At 59.6% G+C, this 21,833-nt stretch carries 13 protein-coding genes and 1 tRNA gene; all 14 read right to left on the bottom strand.

What is annotated here, in order from left to right; genetic code table 11:
* Positions 1–2: 2 nt before the first annotated feature.
* Positions 3–10,637, bottom strand: coding sequence for a two-partner secretion domain-containing protein (locus AC1RAC_RS25840; RefSeq protein WP_492617101.1), 10,635 nt, complete (start codon positions 10,635–10,637; stop codon positions 3–5).
* Between the two features lie 30 nt (positions 10,638–10,667).
* On the bottom strand, positions 10,668–12,380 hold the full coding sequence (locus tag AC1RAC_RS25845) for a ShlB/FhaC/HecB family hemolysin secretion/activation protein (RefSeq protein WP_034128579.1): 1,713 nt from the start codon (positions 12,378–12,380) through the stop codon (positions 10,668–10,670).
* 398 nt (positions 12,381–12,778) lie between these two features.
* Positions 12,779–12,854 (bottom strand) — tRNA-Lys (locus tag AC1RAC_RS25850).
* Between the two features lie 123 nt (positions 12,855–12,977).
* Positions 12,978–13,625, bottom strand: a complete 648-nt coding sequence (queE, locus tag AC1RAC_RS25855) for a 7-carboxy-7-deazaguanine synthase QueE (protein ID WP_034128580.1) — start codon at positions 13,623–13,625, stop codon at positions 12,978–12,980.
* A 164-nt stretch (positions 13,626–13,789) separates the two neighbouring features.
* On the bottom strand, positions 13,790–14,620 hold the full coding sequence (ybgF, locus tag AC1RAC_RS25860) for a tol-pal system protein YbgF (protein WP_034128581.1): 831 nt from the start codon (positions 14,618–14,620) through the stop codon (positions 13,790–13,792).
* A gap of 6 nt (positions 14,621–14,626) precedes the next feature.
* Positions 14,627–15,127: a peptidoglycan-associated lipoprotein Pal gene (gene pal, locus AC1RAC_RS25865; RefSeq protein WP_003193861.1), complete on the bottom strand. Its 501-nt coding sequence runs from the start codon at positions 15,125–15,127 to the stop codon at positions 14,627–14,629.
* A 55-nt stretch (positions 15,128–15,182) separates the two neighbouring features.
* Positions 15,183–16,463, bottom strand: a complete 1,281-nt coding sequence (tolB, locus tag AC1RAC_RS25870; RefSeq protein WP_032874245.1) for a Tol-Pal system beta propeller repeat protein TolB — start codon at positions 16,461–16,463, stop codon at positions 15,183–15,185.
* A 17-nt stretch (positions 16,464–16,480) separates the two neighbouring features.
* Complete coding sequence (tolA, locus tag AC1RAC_RS25875; RefSeq protein ID WP_003193863.1) at positions 16,481–17,554, bottom strand: cell envelope integrity protein TolA; 1,074 nt, start codon at positions 17,552–17,554, stop codon at positions 16,481–16,483.
* On the bottom strand, positions 17,554–18,006 hold the full coding sequence (gene tolR / locus AC1RAC_RS25880) for a protein TolR (RefSeq protein WP_161793227.1): 453 nt from the start codon (positions 18,004–18,006) through the stop codon (positions 17,554–17,556). Before tolR ends, tolA begins: the two co-directional genes overlap by 1 nt.
* 23 nt (positions 18,007–18,029) lie before the next feature.
* Positions 18,030–18,725 carry a protein TolQ gene (gene tolQ, locus AC1RAC_RS25885; protein ID WP_003193865.1) on the bottom strand — a complete coding sequence of 232 codons (696 nt, stop codon included), beginning with the start codon at positions 18,723–18,725 and terminating at the stop codon, positions 18,030–18,032.
* Position 18,726: 1 nt separating this feature from the next.
* Positions 18,727–19,182, bottom strand: coding sequence for a tol-pal system-associated acyl-CoA thioesterase (gene ybgC / locus AC1RAC_RS25890; protein ID WP_014719714.1), 456 nt, complete (start codon positions 19,180–19,182; stop codon positions 18,727–18,729).
* Between the two features lie 238 nt (positions 19,183–19,420).
* The gene (gene ruvB, locus AC1RAC_RS25895; RefSeq protein WP_003193867.1) at positions 19,421–20,479 is read right to left on the bottom strand and encodes a Holliday junction branch migration DNA helicase RuvB; all 1,059 of its coding nucleotides are present in this window, start codon (positions 20,477–20,479) and stop codon (positions 19,421–19,423) included.
* Positions 20,480–21,091 carry a Holliday junction branch migration protein RuvA gene (ruvA, locus tag AC1RAC_RS25900; RefSeq protein ID WP_003193868.1) on the bottom strand — a complete coding sequence of 204 codons (612 nt, stop codon included), beginning with the start codon at positions 21,089–21,091 and terminating at the stop codon, positions 20,480–20,482.
* A 70-nt stretch (positions 21,092–21,161) separates the two neighbouring features.
* Entirely contained in the window at positions 21,162–21,686 is a 525-nt protein-coding gene (gene ruvC, locus AC1RAC_RS25905) for a crossover junction endodeoxyribonuclease RuvC (RefSeq protein WP_492617102.1), read from the bottom strand.
* Positions 21,687–21,833 lie beyond the last annotated feature (147 nt).

Genomic DNA, 21,833 nt, shown 5'->3' on the forward strand with positions numbered 1-21,833 from the left:
CCTTACTTGACATAGAGGGTCGTCATCCTAGGTGTGGCAGAACCCGGATCATATATCCAGCCTGTACGGACAGTTGCCGTATTACCGTTTGGCCCAGTTATTGGCATATCTATAGTTATACGCTGACCAAATTTATCAGAAGCGCCTAACTTCGCAGGATACAGCGCTGCACCCTCCTGTACTTTTGTTATTAAACTGGCAGCATTCGTTTGATTGTAGCCCAAGGCCGACTCAAAGACCTTTGCTTTGTTACCGCCAACAGGGTGCGCTGTGTTCAATGCATAAGATGTCACTTTGCTCGGATCAATAACCGCTTTTTCTGCATTTACCAACCGGCCAGATGCTTGGGTCTGAATGACAGCCTCTGCGTGAGTATAATTTTTCCAGTTACCTGTCGGGCCTGCTAGAGGAGTCCGCGGCACGGTAGCAGCTACCTCGCCGGTTGCTTTTGCACCCGCCAACTCCACCTTAACAACCTTAGCAGTGACCTTTTCGACGAGCAAGGCCCCGCTTTTCAGCGCTCCCCCAACCCCCGTCCCAAGCGCCACCACGTCGCTTATCAGCTTCCCGGTTTCACGCCCTGCGTTAAACGATCCACCCGCCCCAGCTCTTTCATACTCTGCTTCCAGATTGTCAATTCGTGCGATGTAGGACTGCTTCATAGCGTCCGAAACATTACCCAGCACATCCCCGCTCTCAAGCACAGATCTCAACGCCCGATACGTCTCTATCGGGCTGACGGCAACTTCCAAGATGCCCTTGACCGTATCAAGTAGCCCTTCCGGCACCCCAACCACTGCCCCACCCGCAAAGCTGGCGTCCTGCCCGGCGTCGATCAATTCCCACTTCGTATTGATCCTGAGTGTTTCCAGTGAATCTTTGCTTTCTTCCAGCTCTTTCGCTCTCTGAGCCTTTTGATGATCGCCCAGATAGTTGTATTGCGTGGCATTCTTTGCCACCCACGCCCCAGTTTGCAGGCTCTGCGCATCCGCATTGCTCTGTACCGATGCCGCAAGCACACCAAGCAACTGCGAGTTCATGACCAGCAAACCTTTCTTCTGGTCATCGGGCATGTCCGCGTAGTTCTTGGCGAGGCTATCCAGCAATGCCTCATTCACACCCGCTGCCAGGGCCCCTGTGCGGAAATCTCCTCCAGAAGCCTCAGCTGCCAACCCGCCCATCAAGGCATGTAGCCCAATCTTGGTAATGCCACCTTCTGCAAACCGGTTCTTGGAAACATCCCCGACCAGGTTGAATCCATAAGCCGCAAATGCGTTAGCCAAACTACTCTGCAACGCGTCGCCAAGACGGGCTTCGCCCCCGAGCGCCCGATCTACCAATAGTGATGTTCCGTTTTGCAGTACTTGGTTGGCCGTGAACTGCCCCACACCTTGCCAAGTGCTCAACGGACTTACGGTGGCAACTGCACCTGAGTTGGGGAGTGCAGTGGAAGTACCTGTCTGAGTGCCGGTCCATTTGTCATAGACACCTGCAGTCAAGCCCGCAGTGACGCCGGACACCACGTAGCCTTTCATCGCGTCGCTGGAAGTGACATCCTTTAAGACGGTGCTCAGGTTTCCACGGTTATTGATGGCGCTGATCGCACCGTTACTCGCCATGCCAGCAAGCACGGTACTGCCCGCAGCATTGGCCCATCCGGCAGACGTGGCCGCAGTCCCAACAGCCGTGGCACTCGCCATCGATGTCCCCGAACCAGCTGCGGCAATTGCACCGCTGGCGGCTCCCATCGTGAAGTAGGTAACAATGATCGCGATGATGATCTGCGCGCCGGCGCCCAAGCCTGAATTGCTGTACTTGAAACTGTCGTGCAGCTCTTTAACCTGGCGCCAATCCACGTCTCCGCGCTGCTCGGCCTCTTTTAGCCAGGCCAGTTGCGGGTCGGCTTTGACCATCACATCAATCGTCTGACTAACCGTATTTTGATCGATCTGCTTGATGTCAATTTTCAAGCCATCGACGGCTTTAATCACGACGCTGCCTTCTGCAATCATCTGCGTCTGACGTAGCGTCTCGTCGGTATTCCCCTTGCCCTTGGAGCTGGTCCAGGCGAGGTCGCCCTTGCTCTTGGTGTGGCTCTCGTCATGCAGATCCTTCACTGCCTCAAACGTCACCGCCCCACCGCTGACAATCGCAATACCCCCACCACTCTCAAGCTTCGCCGCCTGATACTTCTGATCCCCACCGCTCTCCAGCGTCAGGTCTCCACCCGTCTTGACCTCACTCCCGGCATTCTTCACATCGGTCACTTCATCACGCTGAGTCTTCTTGCTGCCCCAACTACCCTTCTTGCTCATGTCATACAGCGAGTAGTGGCTGTCCTGCGCCGCCAGCATTTGCAGTTCGTTATCAGCGTGCACATAGGCTTCGTTGCCCGCGCTGATTTTGCTGGCGACTAGCGTGAGGTCGGTGCCGGCGATGGCGATCAGGTCGCCGCCGGCTTTGAGTTCGGCGCTTTGTTGGGTGACGTCGTCCAGTTGAGTAGTGGTTTTGGTGCCGCCTTTTTTGCCTTTGGAGTAGTCGTGTTGTTCGTTGGCGGCGGCGGCCAGGGTCAGGTTTTCGCCGGCTTTGACGCTGAGGTCTTTGGCGGCGCTGACGGTGCTGGCGACCACGGCGATGTCGCGCCGGGCGTCGATGGCGAGGTTGCCGCCCACGTCCACGGCGGAGGTGTGTTGCAGGATGGTTTGCTCGGTGCCGCTGATGCGGCGGCGTTGGTAGGCGTAGTCGTCCTGTTCGGTCTGGCTGGCGATCAGTACGTCGCGCCCTGCGGTTACGCTGGCGTTGCCACCGGCCTTGAGGTTGCTGCCGAGGTTGAGCACGTCGCGGCCGGCGTTCAGTTTGAGCGTGTCGGTGGCTTCGAAGCGGGAGGCTTCGCTGGCCACGTCGTTGCGCAGTTGGTAGCCCTGGCCTTCCTGTTTAAAGGTGGTGACGGTGCGCTCGTTGATGATGTCGCCGGTCACAGCAGTGGCGCTGATGTCGCGGCCATTGATGATGCCGCCACGGCTGTTGCGGATCGAGTCGGTGGCGAGCATTTCCAGGCGGTTGCCGGCTTGCATCAGGCCGCTGTTGTCGATGTTGCCGGCGACCATGCTGAGGTTGTTGGTGGCCCGCAGGGTGCCGCTGTTGTGCAGGTCGCCGCCGGTGACCAGGCTCACGTCCTGGCCCTGAATCAGCGCGCCGTTGGGGGCCAGGCGGTTGTTGGCCTGGGCCAGGTAGAGCACGGGGGTCAGGACTTTCTGGCCGTTGACCTCGGCTTCTTCCATCCACACGATGTCGTGGGTCAGCGCCGCCACTTGCTCAGCGGTAAGGGACACGCCCAGTTGCAGGTTGAGCGAGTCCTTGTAGGAGATGGCGTTGTCCATCAGGTAGCGGAACAACTGGTCATCACTGGCAAGGCCGTTGATGTAGCGTTGGCCGGTGCGGGCCACCACGGCTTCGCGGATCAGGCGTTGCTCGTACAGGCCATCGCCTAGGCGCTTCCAGCTGGCGTCGGGGTTGTAGCCGAGTTTGCCGAGCAGGTAGTCGGAGCTCATGAACTGCTTGAGGTCGGTGAGCGCCGGGTTGGTTTCGATCAGGTATTTGTGGCTGTTATCCGCCGGGGCGATGTCCGGCATTCCTTGAACGCGGGTGACGGAGGGCGCGCGGTTGTCCAAGGCCAGCGGGCCCTGGCCGTTGACTGCACCGCTGACGGGCTGGCCATCGAGGCTGAAACCGCGTTCTTGCACGGCGTTGTAGTCGAGGGTTTTCTCGCGCTCGGCGGCGCTGATTACACGTCCACTCACGCTGAAGTCACCGCTACCGGTAGCCGCGTTACCCGCTGCACCACCCTTCGCGGCCTGGCCGCTGAGACGGAACAGGCCGTTCTGGCTGGTCGGCAAACTGAAGCCGGGCAAGGTCACCGGGTTGACCTGGCGTTGGGCCAGATCTGGCGGTAGCTGTGCGGTGATCGCCGGCTTGACGGTGGAGGCAAATACCTCGGAATTGGTGTTGCGGTTGGCCGCCGGGGTGTCGATGTGGGTAGCGTTGGGGCGGATGACGCTGTTGTCGATCCTGGAGGTCGCATTGACCGTCACCGCACCTGCGGCCTGAATCACCGCCTGTGCAATCACGCTGCCGGTGATGGGCACTACATAGATACTGCTTTCATAGAAATTGCCAACGCCTGCCCTGACCTGGTCCATCGTCATCTGGCCCGGGCGGTAGTCGCCTGAGTTGGGATTGTTGTAGATGTTGAACTGGTTCTGGCGCTCCATGAAGGTGTTGTAGATGCCACGGTCGCGGGTATAGAGCCCGGAATTGAAGTGACGCTCTTCGCCGCCTGCCGCGCCGCGGTTGGTCAGCACATCGGTGTTGATCAGGATATTCCCGGCGGCGGATACCGAGCTGTAAAGGTTATCGAAGGTCTGGCTGCCCACAGTCAGGTCGCCACCGGCGTTGATGAACGCAGAGGCCGAGCTGCCGGTGATGACATCTTCGTATTTCTCCACCGAGTTGAAGTACAGCTCGCAGCCTTTGCCTTTGCAGTAGTCGTTCCAATAGATATTGAGGTTGCCCGACACCAGCTTCATTTCAGTGGTGAACTGGTCACGACGGTTGCTCAGGGTGTCTGCCAGCAAGCGCATGCCGGTGCCACTTTCCAGGCTGCCGGAGACGTTCTCGATCAGGCTGCTGCGCGCGCTCGCATCATCCCGGGCGATGTCCAGGGCGCCGAGGCTGTAGACGTCGCCATAGCGGTTGCTGAAATCATTGACGCGCAACGCCATGTCGTTGCCGCTGAAGAGCAAGCCCTTGTCATTGACCAGGTGCGTGGCGTTCAGCCGGACTTTTCCGGCGCCGCCCAGGGTGCCGTAGTTGTTCAGGGTGGTGGCATTGACTGTCAGGTCGCCGATGGCAGTCAGGCGCCCGTGGTTATTCAGGCTCGTGCTAGTGACCTGGTTGAGTGCGCCGCCGGCAATGCGGGCGTTCTCGCCCAGGTCCATGCTGGCGCTGGTGAGGCTCATGTTGCCCAGGCTGCTGACGCGGCCGTTGCCGCTGTAGCCACCGGTGAGCGTCACACTGAGGGTGCCATCACTGGCCAGAAGGCCGTCGTTGGTCCAGGTGTCGCCAATGCCGACCAGGCTTTGTGCACCGAGCAACTGGCCGCTGGCGGTCTGGGTGAACTGGCCGATGTCGAGGTTCAGGCGCCCGGCCTGGATCACGCTGCTGTTGGTCCAACTGGCAGCCTTGATGTCCAACTGGCCGTTGGTGACGAAGCTGCCGCCGGCCCGGGTGACTTGGTCGGAGGTCAGGTCGAACGTACCGGTGCCGGTGTGTACGATGCGCCCGCCGTTATTGTCCAGGCCGGCGGCTTGCAGGTTCAGGTGTTCGTTGGCGCTTTCAAGCACGCCGAAGCGGTTATCGAACAGGCCGGAAACATCGATGTCGGTCGTGCCCGTACGGCCCATGGCCCGCAGGTTACCGCCGACGTTGTTGATGGTTTGCGCAGCAAGGCGCAGGACGTCGTCGCTTTCAATCAGGCCATAGCCATTGCTCAGGGCGCCAGTGAGGCCAAAGTCGATATTGCGTGCACCGACCTTGCCGCCCTTACCGGCCGCCGTGCCCTGGTTATCGAAAGCCTGGGCAGTGACCTTGAGCAAGGTATCGGCGTAGACACCGCCGCCCTGGTTATTGAAGGTCGTGGTGACGATGCGGCTTTCACCGCCGAGTGCGGATAAATGCCCCATTTGGTTGAGCAGCCCGCCCTTGGCTTGGATATCCAGCGACTGCGCCTGAGTGATGCCGTTGCTGTTAGTGAACAACCCAGTGACCAGTTTGACCCAGCCCTTGCTGCTGTTGAGTACGCCACCGGCCGTGTTGGCTACACTGGCGGTTTCCAGGTCCAGGTTGCCACTGAGGCTGTCGACGCGGCCGCCCTGGTTACTCAGGGCGCCGCTGAGGCGCAGGCGGTTATCGGTCTGGCTTTGCAGCGTGCCTTGATCGTTGGTGAGGGCGCGGGCGGTAAGGTCGAGCTTGCCCTTCTGGCTGAACATCAGGCCGTCTTGCTGGTTTTGAACGTCACCGGCCAACAGCTTGATCACCAGGTCTTTCTGGCTGGCAAGCGTGCCTTTGGCGCTGTTATCCAGGTCGCCATTGGCGAGGGTCAGGTCAAGGCGATCCTGGCTGACCAGTTGGCCGCCTTGGTTGCCCAGGCTGGCGGCGTTCAGCAACAGGGCTGCGCCACTGGCCAGGCGCGCATTGTTGGCATTGATCAGCGCGCCACTGAGGGTGCCGTCCAAGGTGCCCTGGCTGATCAGTTGGCCAGCACTGTTGTCGAGACTCTCGCCGATAAAGGTGATGTTGGCGGCGTTGATACGCCCACCACGGTTGAGAATTTGACTCTGGGCATTATTGAAGCCCAGGTGTTGAGCTGCGGAAATCAGGCCGTTGTTGCTGTTATCCAGGCGACCGGCAACGTTGAGGTCGACATCGGCCTGGCCGGAGATGATCCCCTGATCATTGTTCAGGCTGCCCGCGATGAGCGTTTGTTTGCCCATGCTGACCAGGGCACCCGCCGCGTGGTTATCCAATACACCGGTGAGGTCAGTGTGCAGGGTGCCACTCTTGCTCGACAACGTGCCCTCGGCGCTGTTGTCGAGGCCATTGCCGACCACCGTCAGACCGTTCCAGCCGGAGATCAAGCCCTTGTTGGTGTTGACCACGGTATCCGCTTCAAGGCGCAATTGATCGGCACTGAGGATGACCCCGCGATCACCGTTATCGATGCGTTTGGCGGCGATGGTGAACGCCGTCTGGCTGGAGATTTCGCCTTGTTCTCGGTTGGTCAGGTTAGCCAGGCGCGCGAAGGTCAGCGGGCCTTTGGCGCTGATCAAGCCTGCGCTGTTTTCGAGATTTCCGCCTTGCAGATCGAGGCTCACAGCGCGTTCGCCGATCAAGCGGCCCTGGCGCTGGATCAGCTGTTGGACGATGAGTTTCAAGTCGCCCTTGGCTGAGATTTCGCCATCCAGGCTTGAGTCGACTGTTTGCCCGGTCAGAGTCAAATCAGCCTGGCTGTTGATCAACCCGGCAGTGTTATCGAGGTTGGCAGTGGTCAGGTTCAACGCCTGTTGACTGCCGATCACACCCGCGCGGTTATCCACATTGGCGGCGGTGACCGTCTGGCTACCATCGCTGACGATTCGCCCGCCCTGGTGATTGTCCAGCGCGCCGGTGTTGAGCGTCTGGAGCGTGCCGGCCGAAAGGCTGCCCTTGTCGCTGTTGTTCAAGGAGCCTGAGGTGGTCGTCAAAACCGTAGCGGCAAAGATCTGCCCCTGGTTATGGTTATCCAGCACGCCGGTGACCTTCAGGTCCAGCGCACCACGGCTGGCGAGCGCGCCACCGGCCTGGTTGTCCAGGCTGTCGGCTGCCACCTGCAGAACGCTCTTGGCGGACAGTACACCTTCCACACTGTTATCCAGCGCCTTGGCGATACGTACCTGCAGGCTGTCGCCACTGATGACTTTACCGCCGCGGTTATTCAGCGCATCGGCCATCAACAGGAATGATTGGGTGCTGGAGATTTCACCGCCCTGACTGTTGTCGACGGTGCCCAGGTTGTTCAGCAGCAGTTGGCCCGGTGTCGCGATCAGGCCGTGGTCACGGTTGATCAGTTGCCCATGGCTCAAGTCCAGGTCGATGCTGGTATTGCTGATCAGCTCGCCACGATCATGTTGGTCCAGCCCGGTCAGGGTTGCCTTGACCGTGGACTTGGCGAAGATCGAACCTTGTTGGCTGTTGTCCAGTCGCCCTGCGTTGAGGGTGATGCCAGCGTCACTGCTGATGCTGCCGCGCTGGCTGTTGTCCAGGCCGGCGCTGCGCACGTCCACCTGTTGCTTGGCGCTGATCACGCCGCCCTGGCTGTTGTTCAGCGCAGTGCTGACCAGCGTGGCGGTGCCATCGGCCAGCAGCTTGCCAGCCTGATTGTTCAGTTGGCCCTGGGTGGTGATCGACAGCGCATTGGCCGCAGAAAGAATACCGCCCCGGCTGTTATCCAGGGTGCCAGCCCTGACGGTCAGTCCGCCCTCGCTCAGCAGCGTGCCCTGCCCTTGGTTGAGCAAGCCTCCGGTCAGGCTAATGGTCAGGTCTTTTTGGCTGGTAACGCGGCCACCCAGGCTGTTATCCAGTTGGTCGCCATTCAATGCCAGGCTCTCACGCCCCGCCAGCAAGCCGTTGCTCTGGTTGAGCAGGCGCTGCACCGTGAGCGTCAGGCCGCTGTCGCCGATGACCTTGCCGGTGGTGTTGTTCAGTTGATCGGCGACCACCAGCACCCTGGCCTGGCTGGAGATCTCGCCTTGCTGATTGAGGATGGTCTGGCTGCGCAGGTCCACGCCCTTGGTGGCAGCGATAAGGCCGCCGTTGCGGTTATCCAGGGACGCGCCGGTCAGGTTCAGCGCACCGTCGCTGACGAGTTCGCCCGCTTGTTGATTGAGCACACCGACGGTTGCCTGCAGGTCGCCCTTGGCGCTGATACGACCGGCGCCGTTTTCGAGCTGGTTGGCGTTGAGGGTCAGCGCACCATCGCTGCCCAACTTGCCGCCATTGCTGTTGTTCAACTGGTTCAGTTGCACGTGCGCGGCGGCCTTGGTGCTGATCACGCCCGCTTGGCTGTTATCCAGATCGCCGCCGGTGAGGGTCAGCGCGCCGTCGGCAATGACCACGCCACCCTGGTTGATCAGGCTGTCGCCGTGCAACGCCAGGGTGGTTTTGCTGGACACCAGGCCGCCCTGGCTGTTGTTCAACTGCCCTGCGGTTATTTGTTGAGCCCCCTGGCTGACGAGGTTGCCTTCATTGCGATTGTCCAGCAGCCCGGCGACGGTCAGGTTCATCACGCCTTGGGCGGCGATGGAACCTTTGTCGCGGTTATCCAGGCTGGCCGCCTGTACTGTCAGGCTGGACGCAGAGAAAATCCCCAGGCGGTTATCGATGGCACCGCTGGCGGTTACGTTGAGGTTGCTGCCCAGCAATTTTCCTGAACGGTTATCCAGGTTCGTGGCAATCACGGTTGTCTGGCTGGCAGAGATTTCACCCGCCTGGTTACTCAGTTGCCCTGCGGTTACACGGGCCTGCGCCTGGCTGGCGACCAGGCCGTTATCGTTAGTCAGTTGGCCGGCGTTGAGCGTCAGGTTCTTGAGGCCGATCACGCGACCGTTCTGGTTATCCAGCGCAGCGGTCACCGTAACGTCGGTGCTGTTTTCACTGTGCAGCAGACCGTTGGTGCGGTTATCCAGACCGGTGGCCGTGACCTTGAGCGAGTCCGTACCCAGTACACGACCGCCACGGTTGTCGAGTTGACCGGCGTTAATCACGGCGGTGGTACCGCTCAGAGTGCCGCCTTGATTGTTCAAGGTTTGGTTGGCCGTGGCGGTAAGGGTTCGGCTGGCAACCACGCTGCCGCTATTGCTCAGGTTTGCCGCGCGCAGACTGACATCGCCACCAGCATTGCGGCTTTCATCGGCGTTGACACCGGCTTCGATGATGCCGCTGTTGACCAGCGCCCCACCGCTGGTCACGGTGATGCTGTCGCGGGCCGCCAGGCTTTTCTGGTTGCTCAGGCCTGTCGTAGTTTGTACATCGACTCGCGTGCCGGCATACACCGCACCCGCAGCGTCCAATTGACCGGCCTTGATCACCACCGCTTCGCTGGCTTTGGCATTAGCCAAACTCAGTCGTCCATTGGCATCGAGCTGAATATCACCGCCACTGGCCATTAACGTACCGTCGAGCTTCACGCCCACCCCGGCCTCGGTGCCCACCAGTTTGATCGCCCCGGCATACATCCCACCCAACGCCGTCGAATCAATCGCCAGCTCGGGCTTAGCGCTGCCGTCGTCGGCGCGGGCAGTGGCTTGCAGGCTTTTAGCATCGACGTCATTGCGCCCGGCAACCACACTTAAGTTGCGCGCATTGATCTGTGCGTTAATCCTGGCCGAGCGGGTGATGATTTCAAAGCGGTCGACGTTATCGGCGTTCAAGCCCTGGCCGTCGATGGTCACGACGCCGCCATCAACCTGGTAACGTTGCAGTTGCCCGCTTGCGTCGAGTATCGGTTTGCCGGTGGTCAGGGTGACGTTGGGGGTGTTGATGAAGCCGCAGCCACTGCAAGTAATGCCATAGGGGTTGGCGACGATGACCTTGGCCGACTGGCCCGCCACTTCGGTGTAGCCGCGCAGTTGGCTGGGACTGCCGCCGTTGACTTCGTTGAGGATGATGTTGGCGGCGCGGCCTTGCAGGTTCGGGTTGCCGAGGATGATGCCGCCCAGTTGCGTCGATTGGGTACGGTCGGTGGCGTTGTTGAGTATCACGCCGTTGGCGCCGACGTTGTAGTCCTTGAACTGGTTGTGGGACAGGCCACTGCCATTGGGGGCGGCGATGTTTACCACCGGCACGCCATTGCCCGCCTGGCCGACCGTGGTGCCCGGCGCGCTGACCACGATGCCTTCGGCCTGGGCCAGCAGCGGTTGCCAGAACAGCGCGTTGGCCAGGATCAGCGCCACGCCACGTTTGGGCAGGCCCAGGAACGCGTCACGGCTTTTCAGGGCAGCAGAAGGCTGGCGAACCAGGAAGGCAAATTGGCGAACATCCATTTCAAATTCTCGTTGCAACTGGGCGTTGAATTACAGGAAGAAATCCATGCGGAAGTAGATCGGTGCTTCGCGCTCAAGCAGCGCGGCCGGTCGTTCCAGCGAGTGGGCAAAGGTCACGCTGGTGCTCACGTGTTGGCCGCGGGCGAACAGCTCAAGGGAGTTGCTCGAGACGCGGCCGTGCACTTCGCCGTTGTAGCGACCATTGCGGATCACGCCCTGGTCGTAGCCCACGCTGGCACCGTACTCGCCGAACACCGGGCGCAGCCAACCGAGGGTCACCGGGCGGCTCCAGCGCAGGTCATTGCGCCAGTAACCGCCGCTGTCGCCGGTCAGTTGCTGATCCTTGTAGCCGCGTACCGACGCCGAGCCACCGAGGCTCATGCGCTGGGGGCTGAACAGCACGTCTTCGCTGCGTTGGCCGGTGGCCAGGCTGGTGAAACTGAACGACTCGCCCCACAGCGTGAAGGGTTGCAGGTAGCTGACGGTGGCGGTGTACTTGCGGTAGCGCGCATCCGGCACGCCAGGCAGGGGGTTATGATTGCCTTGGGCGTCGAAGGCGCCGGTGCCGTTTTGCATGCCCACATCGACGTTGACGAACGCACTGCCGATACGACGACCATGGTTGATGCCCAACTGCAGTTCACTGAGGCGGTTGCTGCTCTCTTTGAGGCGGCTGCTATCGATGTAGTTGTTGGTTCGCAGGTGGGACAAGCCGACGTTGAGCGACGTCTTGCTCACGGCATCACGGTGGATCACCCGCTCAGCGCGTAACTGATGGTTTTCACTGTCACCGGTTTGCTTGAAGTCGAAACCGTCGCCCTGGACGACCGAACGGTAATCGCTCTGGTTGTAGCTGTAGCTGAAGTTCCACCAGCCCCAGGGCACGTTGTAGTAGAGCATCGCATTCTTGGAGGTTTTCTGATGGTCGCTGACCGCGTCATGGCCGCCACGCAGAATCAGCTGATCGGCCAGGCCCAGCGGGCTGTCCCACTCAAAGCCGGTGCCCCACTGCTGTTCGCCGGTGCTTTTCTGGCCATCGTTGTTACGTGAAAGGCTGGCGCGCCATGGCTTTTGCGGGTTGTTTTTGACCAATACCGAGCTGCCGCCCACGGCCTCGCCCGGGGTCAGCTCCATTTGGGCTTGATTGGACGGCAAGCGATTGAGTTGGTCGACGGCCTGCTCGATTTCTCGCAGGTTCAATATCTCGCCGCTTTTGCCGGGAAAGGCCATGGCCAGCTCGCGGTCCGTCAACTTGCTGTTGTCGGCGCCCTTCAAGCCTTCGAGTTTGCCCTCCACCACCAGCACTTGCAGATGCCCCTTGGACATGTCCTGTTGCGGCAAGTAGGCGCGACTCGTCATCAGGCCTTTGTCGATGTAGAAGTCGGTGAGGTCTTTGAGCAGGGCGTTGAGTTGTGAGACGCCCAGGCATTGACCGGTGTACGGTTTGAGCAGACGCTCGCGTTCAGGGGCAGGCAGGTGGTCGGCCCCCTGGAGTTCAATGGTTTGGATCGGGAAGCAACGGCTGTCCACCGGGGCTGCTGGCGCTTCGGGCCTGGCCTCTTTGCCGGGCAGTTCCTTGAGTTGTTCAAGGCGGCGTTGCTGATCTTCCAACAGGCGGTTTTGCCGGTCGCGGATCAGGTCCTGATCACCCGGAAGGGTTGCCGCCATCACGCTGGGGGAGGCGAGGCAGACAAGCAGGGCAATGCTCAGTGAATACCGAGTCCGTGGCGGTTGGGAATTCATGTTCGATCCATCGAATTTACGAAGGGTGGCAAACTAACATCGACCGCCTTTCTCGCCAATAATCTGACCCACCTTTAGGTAACGCCCTAAAAAAACTGTAACTAGCTGACTAATAAAGAAAATAATCGAATAAGAATGGATATTGCTTGAAGTTATTGGTTGTTTTCCGACCAGCGGTATCAGATTTGATACACATCGAGCACCCACACGAACGCCCGGACTATTGGGTCAGCACCGGTCCGCATATGAATATTTGAATTTAAGGAATTTTTGGACGACAACGGAAATTTGCGCAGACGTTGACCCAACGTCGACTCGGACAGGCCAAATCACAGGCAAAAAAAAACCCGGAAATCCTCACTTGCGTGGGCCTTCCGGATTTTCTAAACCGCCAAAAATGGTGGGTCGTGTGGGATTCGAACCTACGACCAATTGGTTAAAAGCCAACTGCTCTACCAACTGAGCTAACGACCCGCTGTGTGGTGGCGCGTATAATACTGATTTCTAAGGATTATTCAACACCTTATTTTAAATAAATCAGAAAAAACGCATTTGAACGGTAATTCGGTGGGTAGAACGCCTAAAGCAGCAGCCGAATCAGCGCCCCGGCTCGTCGTTCCACAGGTACTTATGCAGCTGCAATTGCAGGCGTACCGGCAGGTTGTCCGCCACTACCCAATCCGCCAGGTCACGGGCATTCAGGTCGTGATGGCTTGGCGAGAACAGCACCTCGCCCGCACGACGCTCCAGGCCATACTGGATCAGCTTGGAGGTGGCCCAGTCATAATCGTCACGTGAACAGATGACGAACTTGACCTGATCGTTGGCCGTCAGCAAGTCCATGTTCTCGTAGCGGTTGCGGTGGGCTTCCTTGGAATCCGGGGTCTTGAGGTCAACCACTCGGCTGACGCGCGGGTCGACCGCAGAGATGTCCAGGGCGCCACTGGTTTCCAGCGAGACCTCGTAACCGGCATCACACAGCTGTTTGAGCAACGGAATGGCGTTGGGTTGCGCCAGAGGCTCACCGCCCGTCACGCAGACGTAGCGCGGCCGGTAACCGGCAACCTGTTCCAGGATGTCGTCGAGGGTGCGCACAGTGCCGCCGCTGAAGGCGTAGGCGCTGTCACAGTATTGGCAACGCAACGGGCAGCCGGTGAGCCGTACAAATACGGTGGGCAGGCCAGCAGTGCGCGTTTCACCCTGCAACGAGTAAAAGACTTCGGTAATACGTAGTGTGTCTTGCATAGTCGCCACGGGCGTAACAGCTAAACAGGCTGTCCGCCTCAGTCAGGCACTTCAAGGGATTGCGCCAACGCGTCAACCCCAGGAAGCGTGTTTCATAAAAGGGCGTGGATTCTAACGAAAAAACCCGCGACAAGCGCGGGTTTCTTCTGAACGGGCTGCATTGCTTACAAGCGTTGCAGGTCCCGCTGGGCCAACTGCGCCGCGGAAGTACCCGGATACTGGGCAACCACCTGCTGCAGAATACCTTTGACCTTGTCGGTGTGACCCAGGCGGCGTTCTACGTCAGCGAGTTTGTACAGCGAATCCGGAACCTTGGCATGCTTGGGGTACAGCTGGCTGACCTTGGCAAAAGCCTGGCCCGCCGCCTGCAAATCACCCTTTGCCAGGTTGACCTCACCCAACCAGTACTGGGCGTTGCCCGCGTACTGGCTGTTGGGGTATTTGCGCAGGAAAGCGGTAAAAGCCTGGCTGGCCTTATCGAAATCCTTGGCCTTGATCAGGTCGAAGGCTGCATCGTAATACAGTTTTTCCTTCGCCGGATCACCCGGTTCACTGCTGGCGGCAGGGGCAGCCGCGGCGGCCCCCGCTGCTGCGCCACCGGCAGCGGCACTGGGTGCGCCACCGGTAGAAGAATTATCAGGAGTAGCGGCAGGTGCAACACCGGCTCCAATACGACGGTCAAGATCCTGGTAACGCTCCAGGCCTTCTTGCTTCAGCTGGTTCACTTGGTTCTGCAGAACTTCAATGGCGCCTTGTTGCTGGGCCAACTGATCCTGCATGCGTTGCAGCTGGTTGAACAGTTCGCCCTGTGCCGAGGGAGCGGACGTAGCCGCTCCCCCCGCATAGGCGCCGTTCGTGCCATAACCCGCTGGCGGATAACTGCTCCCGCTATTGTTATAGCCTGAGTTGCTATCCGTTACAGGAACCGCAGCCCACACCGCAAGCGGTGCGAAGCTGAGAGCCAATACAGTTAGAGCACGACGGCACGTTCGCATGACGAATTACTTACGCAGTTCGACGCGACGGTTCTGAGCCCACGACTGTTCGTCGTTGCCAGTTGCAACTGGACGCTCTTTACCGTAGGAAACCAGTTCCAGTTGGCCTGGAGCAACACCTTGCAGTACCAGGTAGCGCTGAACGGCTTTCGCACGACGCTCGCCCAGTGCCATGTTGTACTCACGAGTACCACGGGCGTCAGTGTTACCTTCCAGAACAACGCGAGCGCCGTTAGCTTTCAGGTCCTTGGCGTGAACGTCCAGAGCGCGCATGGCTTCTGGCTTCAGGTCCGAACTGTCGTATTCGAAGTAGAAAGTGGTGATAGCGCGCAGAGCAGCTTCTTCGCTCAGGGAGCCGTCGACCGCACCAGTGTTGGCGCCGTAACCAGCGTTTGGATCAACAGCTGCGCCTTCACCGGCATTGTCGCCGCCTTTAGAGGAGCAACCAACGGCTACGGACAGAGCCAGAGCCAGAGCAGCAAACTTACCAAACTTCAGCATTTCCATCGTGAAACTCCTAATGAACCCCAGTGTGTTAAGTACTTCTTTTTGTAGCGCCGCGTCAGTTCAGGTAAGGGGACCAGGATGGTTCTCTGACTTCGCCTTGTGCGGTAGGAAGTGGGAGCCTTACGCGTCCGTTGATGGACACGAGCATCAAGACTCCCCGGCCCTGCTGGCGGGTGGCGTAGATTACCATGGTGCCGTTGGGCGCAACAGTGGCTGACTCATCAAGGTTGGTATCTGTAAGGATTTTTACGGTTCCGCGCTGCAAATCCTGGGCCGCAACCCGGAAATTAGTGAAACCATCCTGACGGTGAATCATCACCAACGTCTTTTCATCGGCCGAAAGCTTGGGGTTGGCGTTGTAGTTACCAATAAAGGTCACACGTTCCGCACCGCCGCCGTTCACATTTGCCTTGTAGACCTGAGGCTTGCCGCCACGGTCAGAGGTGAAGTAGATGGTCGAGCCATCCTTGCCCCAGAACGGTTCGGTGTTGATGCCCGGGCCGCTGGTCACACGCGAGAGTTGACGCGAGGCCATGTTCATCACGTAGATATCCGGGTTGCCGTCCTTGGACAGCACGAAAGCCAGGCGCGAACCGTCCGGCGACCAGGCTGGCGCACCGTTGAGGCCTTCGAAGTTGGTGATCTGCTCACGACGGCCAGTATCGATGTGCTGCACAAAGATACGCGGGCGACGCTGTTCGAACGATACGTAGGCAATACGCTTGCCGTCCGGCGCGAAGCGCGGCGACAGGATTGGCTCACGGGACTGCAGCAAGGTCACTGCACGAGCACCGTCGTAGTCCGAACGCTGCAGGGTGTAGCGGGTATTGTCTACAGAGAAACGCTCAGCCGTGACATACAGTAGGCGCGTCGAGAACGCCCCCTTGATACCGGTGAGTTTTTCAAACGACTGGTCCGAGATGTAGTGAGCCATGTCGCGCAGTTGTTCGGCGGTACCCGATACGCTGCCGGTCAAGACCTGCTGCTCGGTGGCCACGTTGAACAACGTGTACTGGATCTGCAGGCGACCGCCGGCCGGCGTGATGCTGCCGACCATCAGGTACTGGGCACCCACCGCCTTCCAGTCACGGAAGATGACTTCGCTGGCCTGGGTTGGCTGGCTGATCATGTTGCCTTTTGGAATCGGCGCGTAGTAACCGGAGTTACGCAGGTCGTCGCTGACGATCTGGGCCATGTCGTCCGGCAGCACGCTGCCGCCCTGCCAACCGAACGGCACGACTGCAATCGGGGTGGCCCGATCACTGCCGCTGGTTACCAGGATGTTCTTTTCATCCGCCGCCGCTATCCCTGCCATACAGCAAATAACGACAAGCATTCCTCGAAGAAGGTTTCTCACAAGGCTAGATCCTCAGGTGTGAATGTCATCTTGAATGAACGATAGGGAGCGAAGTCACTTGGTTTCATTCCCTGCATCTCGGTCAACCGGCCAATATTCTTGACCGCGGCAACCGCCGAACTGTCGAACGAACCGTCACCACTGGACTTGGCCACGCTGACCGAAGTCACCGTACCGTCCGGCAACATGCCGATCTGCAGCACTACTGTCATGCCTTTACGTGCCGAAGGTGGACGTGTCCAACCTTCCGCTGCCCGCGCCCGAATCAGGTCGTCGAAACTGCCCGCGACTTCATCGCCACGCTCATCGGCCAAGGCTTGCTGACGCTGCGGCGTGTCGGAAAGCAAATCTGCCAGGGCCTGGGCCTTTTTCTCTTCGGCGGATTTGCGTGCTGCTTCCTGGGCCTTTTTCTTGGAGGCGTCGGCGGCAGCTTTCTTCTTCGCTTCGTCGGCGACTTTCTTCTTCGCCTCGTCTGCTTCAGCTTTTTTCTTGGCGTCTTCGGCGGCTTTCTTTTTCGCGTCTTCGACTATCTTTTTCTTGGCTTCTTCAGCGGCCTTTTTCTTGGCCTCTTCTTCGGCAGCCTTCTTGGCTTCTTCTTCCGATTTCTTCTTGGCTATATCAGCCAATTGTTTCTCTTCGGCCTTTTTCGCTTCGGCAGCTTTCTCGGCTTTCTTGGCTTCATCAGCCTTTTTAGCCTCGTCGGCCTTCTTGGCTTCGTCAGCCTTTTTCGATTCCTCGGCCTTTTGAGCCGCCTCTTCTTTCTTTTGTTCCGCAGCAGCCTTCACCGCTTCCTGCTCGACCTTCTTCTGTTCCATCTGCTCGACTTCAGTCTGGCGCGCGGCCGACTTCTGGGCCTCACCCGCAATCTTCTGATTGGTCTGGGTGGTGGCCTGACTTTTCGATTTCAGCTGATACAGGGTCGCCTGCACGATCGGCTTGGCTGGCGGCAGGTCCGGGGTCATGGCAAAGCTGACGAACAGCATGCCGAACACCAGGACGTGCAGGGCAATTGCCCACACGCCAGGCCAGAAGTAGCTTTCCGAGGCGGACGGCTCTCGCTGTTGCTGCATCAGGGCGCCTCGGTAATCAAGCCAACGTTACCGACGCCGGCCTTCTGCAGCCCGCCCATGGCGCCCATGACGGAGCCGTAGTCGACCGATTTGTCACCCCGGATAAACACCTGGGTGTGCTTGCCGCCTTCGTTGCCGGAGCGAATGATCTTGGTCACCGCATCGGTCATTGCAGGCAAGGTCAGGGCCTTGTCCTGCTGCTTTTGCGTGTCGACTTCGCTGCCAAGGTTCCAGTAATAGGTCTTGTCAGCCTTGATCGAAATGGTCAGGACCTGAGTGTTGTTGTCCTGCGGCAAGGCTTCACTGGAAACCTTGGGCAGATCAACTTTCACGCCCTGGTTGAGCATCGGCGCGGTCACCATGAAGATCACCAGCAGCACCAGCATCACGTCGATGTAGGGCACTACGTTCATCTCGGCGACCGGCTTGCGCTTTTTGCGAGCTCGAGCGATTAAAGCCATTGGGAATTACCTGCTTATTCTTCGCTGGTGTGCACTTTACGGTGCAGGATCGCCTGGAATTCATCGGCGAAGGTGTAGTAACGGCCGATCAAGGTTTCGCTGGTTGCGGCAAAACGGTTGTAGGCGATTACTGCGGGGATAGCGGCGAACAGGCCGATCGCGGTGGCGATCAGTGCTTCGGCAATACCCGGGGCCACGGTGGCCAGTGTGGCTTGCTGCGCCTGGGCCAGGCCACGGAAGGAGTTCATGATGCCCCATACGGTACCGAACAGGCCGATGTACGGGCTGACAGAACCCACGGTGGCAAGGAACGGCAGGCCCTGCTCAAGTTTCTCTTCTTCGCGGGAGATGGCCACGCGCATGGCACGGGCCACACCTTCCATCACCGCTTCAGGATCGACACCCGGCTGTTGGCGCAAGCGCGAGAACTCCTTGAAACCGGCACGGAAGATCTGCTCGACGCCCGAATCCGGGTCCGGGTTGCTGCCGGCCTGGCGGTACAGTTTGGACAGGTCGATACCCGACCAGAAGCGCTCTTCAAAGCTCTCCAGGGCACGTCGACCGGCGCGCAACATGTTGCTGCGCTGAAAAATCATGACCCAAGAGGTAACCGATGCGGCTACCAGGGTCAGCATGACCAGTTGAACCACGACACTGGCATTGCTGACCAGGCTCCACATGGAGGAATGGTCGACGACGGTAGGTTCCACGCTAAATCTCCTGCTTTGATTGTTGACCCGCGCCGCTCACGGCGGCAAAGGCCGCGCGTAGAGTTTCGGGAATGGCCCGAGGTTTCAAGCTGTTGGTGCGCACACACGCCACCAGGAACTGCCCCTCACAGAGCAGCGTTGCATCCGTGGCCCGCCTGACCTGCTGTTTGAAACGCAGGCTGGCACGGTTCAATTCGATGACTTCAGCACTGACCAGCAACTCATCGTCCAGTCGCGCCGGCGCGTAATACCGCGCCTCGCTGGAATGCACGACGAATAACAGGTCCTCGCCTACCAGCTCGGACTGGGCAAAACCCAACTCCCGCAGCCGCTCGGTTCGAGCCCGTTCCATGAATTTCAGGTAATTGACGTAATAAACGATGCCGCCGGCATCGGTGTCCTCGTAATAAACGCGACAGCGATGTGCGAACGACTGATCCCCGTTTTGCGCGCGCATACTCTAGTGCTTACTCCTCAGGTTGCCAATTGGCTGGGCAACTGTTTTTTCATTCCTGAACGCTTTCAAATGACGACGCCAGACACTGGGACAGCACAAAGCTCGGATAAATCACCCCACATGACAAATACCCTGTAGGAGCGAGCTTGCTCGCGAAGAACCTGAGCACGCCGCGTATAACCAGACATACCGCGTTATCGTTGGCGTTTTTCGCGAGCAAGCTCGCTCCTGCAATTTTTTAATCGTCCACTGCATCGAGGAATTCGTCTACCACGGGCATCTCTCCCAATCGTGACGGAATGTTTAGCCCGAAGTGCAAATAGGCATGACGCGTCACCACCCTGCCCCGCGGGGTTCGCATGATGTAGCCCTGCTGAATCAGGTACGGTTCCAGCACATCCTCAATGGTATGGCGCTCCTCACTGATGGCTGCGGCCAGGCTGTCCACGCCGACCGGGCCACCGTCGAATTTCTCGATCATGGTCAAAAGTAGGCGTCGATCTTGGTGATCAAAACCATGTTCGTCCACATCCAGCAGGTTCAAGGCCAGGTCCGCCACGGCCTTGGTGATGTGGCCCTTGGCACGCACCTCGGCAAAGTCTCGCACGCGGCGCAGCAAACGGTTGGCAATTCGTGGCGTACCGCGAGCGCGTCGAGCGATTTCAAAGGCGCCTTCCGGGTCCAGGGGCAAGCCGAGGATACTCGCCGACCGGCTGACAATGGTCGCCAGATCGGCGGTGCTATAGAACTCTAGACGTTGAACAATGCCGAAACGGTCTCGCAGCGGGTTGGTCAACATGCCCGCGCGGGTGGTCGCGCCCACCAGGGTAAAGGGCGGCAGGTCGAGTTTGATCGAACGGGCCGCCGGGCCTTCGCCGATCATGATGTCGAGCTGGAAGTCTTCCATGGCTGGGTACAGCACTTCTTCGACAATCGGCGACAAGCGATGGATTTCGTCGATAAACAGCACGTCATGGGGTTCAAGATTGGTCAGCAACGCGGCCAAGTCGCCAGGACGCTCAAGCACCGGGCCGGAGGTGGACTTGATCGACACGCCCATTTCCTGGGCGATGATATTGGCCAGAGTGGTCTTGCCCAAACCCGGCGGGCCGAAGATCAGGGTGTGGTCCAGGGACTCACTGCGCCCGCGAGCGGCCTGGATAAACAGCTCCATCTGCTCGCGCACGGTGGGCTGGCCGATGTATTCGGCCAGGCTCAACGGGCGGATGGCCCGGTCCTGGACTTCTTCACGGTCACGCGGGCCGGTGGCCGCGATCAGACGATCGGCTTCAATCACTTAAATCATTCCCTTCAGGGCACGGCGAATCATGTCTTCAGCGCTCAGGTTCTTGTCCTTGATGGCCGATACGGCCTTGCTGGCTTCCTGAGGCTTGTAGCCCAGGGAGATCAGCGCATTGACGGCATCGCTTTCCGCGCTGGCGACCTGGGCCGCCGGCATATCCGGCTGGTTCGGTACCAGGGCGAACATGCTCGGCACCACCTCCCAGGCTTTGAAGCGGTCCTTGAGCTCGACCAACAAGCGCTCGGCGGTCTTCTTGCCCACCCCCGGCACCTTGGTCAGGGCCGAGGTATCCTGGGCCGATACAGCCCGGACCAATTCATCCACTTCCAGGCTCGACATTAAGGCCAGGGCCAATTTGGGCCCCACGCCATTGAGACGAATCAGCTCGCGGAAGAAATCGCGGTCACGCTTGCCGATGAAACCATAGAGTAGTTGCGCGTCTTCGCGCACCACTAAATGAGTGTGCAAGGTTATCGGCTCGCCGACCGACGGCAGGCGATACAGGGTGGTCATGGGCACTTCCAGCTCATAACCCAACCCATTCACATCCAGAATCAGGTGCGGCGGCTGTTTCTCAGCCAGGGTGCCGCGCAAGCGTCCAATCACGGTTCAGATCCTTAAAGCTTGGGGGTCAGATCGGAGCCTGACCGCAAAAATAACGATTGCGCTGATGCTATCAGAGACGCAGCCGCCCGCCACGACTACGTGCTGCGCCCAAGCCGTGAGGCAACAGGCTGGAGCGGGTATGGGCATGGCAAATGGCGATGGCCAGGGCATCCGAGGCGTCGATCTGCGGCCTTGAAGTGAGCTTGAGCATGTGCATGACCATCATTTGCACCTGCTCCTTGTTGGCGCCACCGGTGCCGACCACGGCCTGCTTGACCTGGGTCGCGGTGTATTCAGCGATCTCCATACCCTCCTCGGCACCTGCCACGATGGCAGCGCCCCGGGCCTGCCCGAGCTTCAACGCCGAGTCGGCATTCTTGGCCATGAAGACTTTCTCTATGCCCATGGTGACCGGGCCGTAGGTCTGGATGACTTCACGTACGCCGCGATAGACGATCTGCAGCCGCTCGGCCAATTCCCCTGCGCCAGTGCGGATGCAGCCCGAGGCGACGTACACACAGCCGCGTGGGGTCTGCTGCACCACGCCAAAACCGGTGATGCGCGAACCGGGGTCGATACCTAGGATTAAAGTCATAACGCCTGCGGGTTGGATTTACAACGGTATGTGCCAGGCACACATTTGTGTAACAGCATAGAAGCCCTGTGGGGGGGGGGGGGGGGGGGGGGGGGGGGGGGGGGGGGGGGGGGGGGGGGGGGGGGGGGGGGGGGGGGGGGAGGGGGG

This window comes from Pseudomonas sp. GW823-FHT02F05 (assembly GCF_058797315.1).